Annotated in this window: 5 protein-coding genes; 4 read left to right on the forward strand and 1 reads right to left on the reverse strand. The window is 42.2% G+C overall.

The features are described from left to right. Positions 1-111 precede the first annotated feature (111 nt). The 4 genes from INF20_RS05615 (at position 112) to INF20_RS05630 (ending at position 6,875) form a co-directional block, all read left to right on the forward strand. Positions 112-1,044 carry a DNA/RNA non-specific endonuclease gene (locus INF20_RS05615; protein ID WP_226385398.1) on the forward strand — a complete coding sequence of 311 codons (933 nt, stop codon included), beginning with the start codon at positions 112-114 and terminating at the stop codon, positions 1,042-1,044. Between the two features lie 135 nt (positions 1,045-1,179). Further along, on the forward strand, positions 1,180-1,443 hold the full coding sequence (rpsO, locus tag INF20_RS05620) for a 30S ribosomal protein S15 (protein WP_449757710.1): 264 nt from the start codon (positions 1,180-1,182) through the stop codon (positions 1,441-1,443). Between the two features lie 91 nt (positions 1,444-1,534). Continuing rightward, positions 1,535-3,634 carry a polyribonucleotide nucleotidyltransferase gene (gene pnp, locus INF20_RS05625; protein ID WP_226385400.1) on the forward strand — a complete coding sequence of 700 codons (2,100 nt, stop codon included), beginning with the start codon at positions 1,535-1,537 and terminating at the stop codon, positions 3,632-3,634. A gap of 184 nt (positions 3,635-3,818) precedes the next feature. Further along, positions 3,819-6,875 (forward strand): hypothetical protein, encoded by a 3,057-nt coding sequence (locus INF20_RS05630; protein WP_226385401.1) that lies wholly within the window; start codon positions 3,819-3,821, stop codon positions 6,873-6,875. Between the two features lie 117 nt (positions 6,876-6,992). Here the strand turns inward: INF20_RS05630 and INF20_RS08005 are convergent. Continuing rightward, on the reverse strand, positions 6,993-7,085 hold a 93-nt coding region (locus INF20_RS08005), incomplete at its 5' end, for a transposase (protein WP_318959509.1).

Consider the following 7,085-nt stretch of genomic DNA (forward strand, 5'->3'; position numbering starts at 1 on the left):
GATTTTTCAAATCCGCTCTTTGTTTTTCGGCAAAATAGTGCTATATTAGAGGATGTGACTTTCCTGATAAGAGAAAGTATATAAGGAAGATAAAAATAATAAGGAAGATAAATGAAAAAGGATATGATATTTAAAAGGTATTTTAAATCGGCAGCAGCCTTTGTTATAGCCGCTGTAATGGTGCTTGGGGTAAGCTCCTGCGATTTGTCTCAGATAGACAGTCAGACTCAGGCCAGAGTTTCGGAAACCGTTGAACAGGTACCGGAATTTTCCGACGAACCTTACGTTGTAATAAACGATAACGAACCGGAGTTTACGGAAAGTGAAAAGGAAACAACAGAATCCTTTGAAGAATACAGCGACCTTGACAGATATGGAAGATGCGGTGTTGCCTTTGCCAATGTCAGCCAGGAAACCATGCCAACTGAAGACAGAGGCAGTATAGGTAGTGTAAAGCCAACAGGCTGGCATACTGTAAGATATGATGATTTGATATCAGACAGATATTTATATAACAGATGCCACCTTATAGGCTTTCAGCTGACCGGTGAAAATGCCAATGAAGAAAACCTCATAACCGGTACAAGATATATGAATGTGGAAGGAATGCTGCCCTTTGAAGATGAGGTGGCAGATTATGTGGACGATACTGGAAATCATGTGCTGTACCGGGTAACACCAATCTTTGAGGACGATGATATGGTTGCCATAGGCGTTCAGATGGAGGCGTATTCCGTGGAGGATGATGGCAGAGGCGTATGCTTTAATGTATTTTGCTATAACGATCAGCCGGGTATTACCATAGATTATGCCACAGGCGATAGCCACAGAAGCGGAGAGGGCGCTGGTGATGCTGGGTCATCGGACAGTAAGGATGCAAATAAAGAACAAAAATATGTGTTAAATACAAATTCTCATAAGTTTCACAAACCATCATGCGGCGGAGTGGAGGATATAAAAGCAAAAAATAAAAAGGAAATTACGACCACAAAAGCAAAGCTGGAAGAGCAGGGATATGAACCTTGCGGCAGATGCAGACCGTGATTTGAAATATACAGTTGAAAACATCTGCTGTATGTGGTATCATTAATCGTTATTAGATTTACCTGATACTGCGTCACGCGAGTCTCTGACGCATGACCCGGTATGAGGCGTATAAATGAAAGGAGAAATAAAATGATTACTAAGGAAAAGAAAGCGGAGATTATCAAGGAATACGCTCTTAAGGAAGGCGACACAGGATCCCCTGAAGTACAGGTAGCAATCCTTACTTACCAGATTAACGAACTTAACGAACATCTTAAGGTTCACAAAAAGGACCATCACTCCAGAAGAGGTCTTCTCAAGATGGTAGGTAGAAGAAGAAATCTCCTCAACTATGTTAAGGAACAGGACATCGAAAGATACAGAAGTCTTGTTTCTCGTTTAGGACTCAGAAAATAGTTTGAAAAGTATAAGCGAGGTGACAACGCCTCGCTTTTATTTGTAGATTTATCAAGAAGTGAAAGGATTTTAACAGGAGGTAGTTGTTAAAATGAAGTATGAAGATTACAAAGTCTACAGAACGGCGATAGGAGGCAAGCTCCTGGAACTGGAAATAGGCAAGGTTTGCGAAATGGCCAACGGTCAGGTAATGGTAAGATACGGAGATACCGTTGTAAATGTAACTGCGGTAGCTTCTAAGCAGCCAAGACCTGATATCGACTTTTTCCCGCTGAGCTGTGACTATGAAGAAAAGATGTATGCTGCCGGTAAGATTCCGGGAGGCTTCATCAAGAGAGAAGGCAGACCAAGCGAAAAGGCCATATTAAATTCCAGACTTATGGACAGACCTTTAAGACCTCTGTTCCCAAAGGGATTTTATAACGATGTGCAGGTTGTAGCTACAGTAATGTCAGTTGATTTGGACGCTCCGTCTGAAATAGCTGCCATGATCGGTTCATCTGTTGCACTGTCAATTTCCGACATTCCTTGGGACGGCCCTACAGCTTCCGTTCTCGTGGGAATGGTAGACGGTGAGTTTGTCATCAATCCGGGTCTTGAACAGAGAGAAAAAAGTGACCTGCATCTGGTTGTTTCCGGTACTAAGGATGCCATCATGATGGTTGAGGCCGGTGCAAATGAAGTGCCTGAAGAAACAATTTTGGACGCTATAATGTTCGCTCATGAAGAAATCAAGGAAATTGTTTCTTTCATAGAAGACATCGTAGCAGAAATCGGCAAGCCTAAAATGGAGGTTGAGCTTTACAAGGTTCCTGAGGAAATCGAAACCGATGTAAGAGCATATGCCGAAGACAAGATGAGAGAAGCGGTTCATACCGTTGAAAAGATGGAAAGACTTGAGAACATGGATGCTGTGGAAGTGGAAACACAGGAACACTTCGCAGAAAAGTATCCTGAAAGCGAAAAGGACATCGCCAGCGTTCTCTATAACATAACAAAGGAACAGGTAAGAAGCCTTATCCTAGATGACGGCATCAGACCTGACAACAGAAAATACACAGAAATCAGACCTATCTGGATTGACACAGGTATTCTTCCAAGAGCACACGGAAGCGGCCTGTTTAAGAGAGGACAGACTCAGGCTTTGTCAGTTGCTACACTGGGAACAATCTCAGAAGAACAGAGACTGGACGGTCTGACTGAGCAGACAGAAAAGAGATACATGCACCACTATAACTTCCCACCTTATTCCGTAGGTGAAGCAAGACCTATGAGAAGTCCGGGAAGAAGAGAAATCGGACACGGTGCACTGGCTGAAAGAGCTATACTGCCTGTACTTCCTTCCGTTGAAGAATTCCCTTACGCCATCAGAGTGGTATCGGAAATCCTTTCTTCCAACGGTTCAACTTCTCAGGCGTCCGTATGCGGAAGCTGCCTGGCACTGATGGATGCAGGTGTTCCTATTAAGGCTCCTGTTGCAGGTATAGCAATGGGTCTTGTGGAAAGAGTTGAAGAAGACGGTTCTTCTACAATGGCAATACTTTCCGATATTCAGGGTATGGAAGACTTCCTGGGAGATATGGACTTTAAGGTTGCAGGAACTGCTAAGGGTGTAACTGCTATTCAGATGGACATTAAGGTGCACGGCCTTTCCAAGAAGGTACTGCAGGATGCGTTAAAGCAGGCTAAGGACGGCAGAATGCACATTATGCAGGAAATGCTGGCTGAAATTCCTGAACCTAGAAAGGAACTTTCACCATATGCTCCGAGAATTATCACTATGCAGGTTGATCCTGACAAGATTAGAATTATCATCGGTCCTGGTGGAAAAACTATCAACGCTATCGTTGAAAAGACAGGCGTTAAGATCGATATAGACGATGAAGGTCAGGTATTTATCGCTTCCACAGATATGGAAGGTGCAGAAGCGGCAAGAAAGGAAATTGAGCTTCTCACTAAGGATGTGGAAGTCGGTGAGGTTTACGAAGGTAAGGTTACAAGAATCATGAATTTTGGAGCCTTCATTGAAATACTTCCTGGTAAGGAAGGTCTGCTGCACATCTCTAAGATGGCTAAGGGCAGAGTGGAAAAGGTCGAGGATGTAATGAATGTCGGTGATATTGTAAAGGTTAAGGTTACAGAAATTGACAGTCAGGACAGAATAAATCTTTCCAGAAAAGAGCTGCTTTAAAAGTAGGGAGAATGAATGTTTATAAGGCACGGCTTTGCATATTTTGCGGATGCTGTGTCTTTTTATATTTCTAAAAAAATGGACATAGTTTCAATAAAGATACTTATATTGACTCATGTTGACAAACATATGTGGAGTAAGTCATAATAAAGTATAAGTTTTATATAAGTCTAGGAGGGAGTTTATGAAAAGAATTCTAAGCAGCATCCTTGCTGTAGCACTGGTTTTGTCGCTTGTAGCGCCGGGCATTTTTGTCAGCGCCAGCGCAGCCACCGGTGTTCAGGGGGATGGAACTAAGGAAAATCCGTATATTATAAAAAATGAAGCGGATTTTAGCGTTCTCGACCAGAGTGAGGAATATATCTATGCAGAGCTGGCAAATGATATTGAGCTCACTTCAGGAGGAGAGACAATCACAGATTTCAGAGGAGAGCTTGATGGAAACGGACATGTGATAACAAACAGCAAAAGCGGTCCGTTTATAAAGACATACTATGAAGGAGAGCTTTCCGACTTCACATGGAACATGGAAAAATTTCAGTACATGGTTGAGGAACAGGAAAGAGCGGGAGAACATGTATATGAAGGTCTGACTGCAACAGGAGGAAATGTTGCACCGACTTCAAACAATAACAACGAAGCTCCGCTGCTCGTATATGCGGTAGGTGATACTGTAATGAGAAATATAACTCTCGATATGCAGTTCAACTCCCCTACATATCATGGACTTCTGATAGGGTATGAGCCGGTAAAGGGCAGCGATTACACATTTGAAAACTGCACGCTAAAGGGCACATATACAGGCTCTGAGCTCGGAGTTCTCTTTGGAAACGGTTCCATGGCTAAGGATTCGGATTACGGATTTCATCATGTTCTCGGTATAAAAGGTGTAGAAAAAACATCTAATATAACTGTAAGCAATCTGAATCTTACAGAAGCCAAGATATACGGAACTAAAAGTCAGCCTAAAGTGGCATGCGGAGCTAGTTACAAAGAAGATATTTTCGGCAATCTTGAAGGGGATCTCAAGACAAAAACAACAGGATATGAAAATCTGAAGTTGTTGGGAAATCTCGAAGGATATACCTTCGGAATGAACAAAGATGGCAATCTTAAAATAAGCGGTAGCGATACTGCAGGAAATGTGGATCACTTTGTAGTTACTTCAGAAGTATACAGCAATGTGTTTAAAAACGGAATATCAGACGGAACGATGAAACACGCCGTATCAGAAAGAATAGATGTTATGGACGGTGTCGATGAGTACTATTCCGATCTCGGCAAGGTGAAGTTCTACGACGGAAAACAGGGTGAATACGATACAACAGGTGTTAATGGAAGTCTCAAAACAATAACAGTTGACAGCGGAACATATTACGCTCTCGGTGAATTCAGAGATTCCGTTATGACTTTCGGTGAAACAGCAGAATACTCAAATACTTCAAGAGTGGCTTCGGCGGTCAAGGTTATGGCTTATGACAGCAATGGAAACATAGTGGGAGCCCTTGAACAGAATGAAGGAACTGAAGAATTTACAAAGCCTGTATTTGATGAAAAAACAGCTAAAGAGGGCAGCAGCCTTTCAACAATAGAACTTGAAGAAGGATGGAACTGGGTATCTCCTGAAACAGAAGTTGTATCTGGCGGTCAGATAGCATTTGCTGTAAAGGATAATACAGTTGCCCCTGTCAGCATTGAAGGTGAAGCTGTAGATGTCGTAAGTGTTGACGGTGTTTATTATTCATCACTTCAGAAAGCTTTTGACAGCTTAAAGACAGATGAGCCTGCAGAAGTCGTTCTTGAAAAAGATATTAAGATGGGAACAGATGATATAGCTACGCTGGCAGAAGGAAAAGAAATTGTTCTCAATCTGAACGGCCATAAGATAAGTGTAACTGCAGATTTCAAAGGAAGACCTGTAGTGAACAAAGGAACGATGACTGTCACAGGCGATGGTATAATCGATGCGTCAGCTTCAGCCAGTGGCGGTTTCGGAGCACTGGACAACTATGGAGTAATGGAAATTGAGAATGGGACTTTCACAGGAGCGTTGAGTGCTAACGGTGCTGCGGTTAGAAACAGAGGAGGTGCGACACTTTCAATAAGGGATGGACTCTTTAACGGAGCTACAACAGCTCTATATAACGAAGGGCAGTCATTTGTATATAACGGAACCTTTGACGGACGTTCATGTTCGGCTTGTGGTGGTCCATGGGGATATACAATTAGAAACAACAAAGATGCCAACAACGAATACAACCCTGTAATGTACTTCTATAACGGAAAGGTAACCGGTGTACAGGGTGCATTCTCGTCATCTGCAGGATATGCAGCTATATATGGCGGTGAGTTTGAAACAGTGGCATGTCCAAAACATTCTAACGGATCATCGGCGTTCTATGCTCTTTATGTTGCTGGTGAAACAGGAGAAGTTAAAGCCGAGATCTACGGTGGTACATTTACATCAGCTACAAAAGCAGCCGCTTATATAGGAAACAGCAACGACGGAGGAGATAAAGAGAAAGCAATAGCATACTTTTACGATGGTTACTTCAAAGGTGGAAACGGTGCAAAAGAAACAATACATGTTGATAATGCTATCGGCGGTCTTGAAATAACCGGAGGCACATATGTGGATTACAATAATAATAAGTCTGACATAAAACAGTATATACCTGAAGGAACGCAGCTTGAACAGGACGAAAACGGCACTGTAATACACAGTCATGAGCTTATACATGTTGATGCAAAGGATGCAACATGCACCCAGGACGGAAATATCGAATACTGGTACTGCGAAGAATGTAATGAGTACTATAGAAATGCAGAGGGAACAGATGTTATTCCTGAAGATGAAATCACAATAGTTGCTACAGGCCATAAACCGGAAACTGTCGGTGCAAAAGATGCAACATGTACAGAAAAGGGATATACAGGAGATCAGGTATGCAACGTATGCGGCGATGTGATAGAGAAGGGTGAAGAAGTCGATATGATTCCTCATGATTATCAGGATGGAAAATGTACTGTATGCGGAGCAGAAGACCCTGACTTTATTCCGGGAGACGGAGGAAACACAGGTGATTCCGACAAACCTTCGAAACCTGAAAAACCTGCGGATTCTGACAATCCTCAGACAGGAGATCCGGCTGATATAGAATTCCTTGCAGCAACTCTTGTAATAAGCAGCCTGATGCTTGTGGCAATATTTATTTTCAGTAGAAAGAAATCTCGCAGATAGTAAAAAGGCAAAGATTTAACTGAGGTGAAATTTATTGGTTCTATGTCAAATGTTGGGGTAGAACTCATAAAATGAGATCATAAGCTGGCAGAGTGTATATTCACTCTGTCAGTTTCTTTATGTTAATGAATGCATGATTCTTGCTCTGAATCTCTTAAAATTTCTGACTCCATAAGATACTCTCTTGATTACTTTTATCTTGTTGTTACA

Source organism: Gallibacter intestinalis (genome assembly GCF_014982745.1).
Taxonomy (GTDB): domain Bacteria; phylum Bacillota; class Clostridia; order Peptostreptococcales; family Anaerovoracaceae; genus Gallibacter; species Gallibacter intestinalis.

Coding starts and splice junctions, on each gene's coding strand:
- INF20_RS05630 (WP_226385401.1), top strand. CDS start 3,819: ATGAAAAGAATTCTAAGCAGCATCCTTGCTGTAGCACTGGTTTTGTCG.
- INF20_RS05615 (WP_226385398.1), top strand. CDS start 112: ATGAAAAAGGATATGATATTTAAAAGGTATTTTAAATCGGCAGCAGCC.
- pnp (WP_226385400.1), top strand. CDS start 1,535: ATGAAGTATGAAGATTACAAAGTCTACAGAACGGCGATAGGAGGCAAG.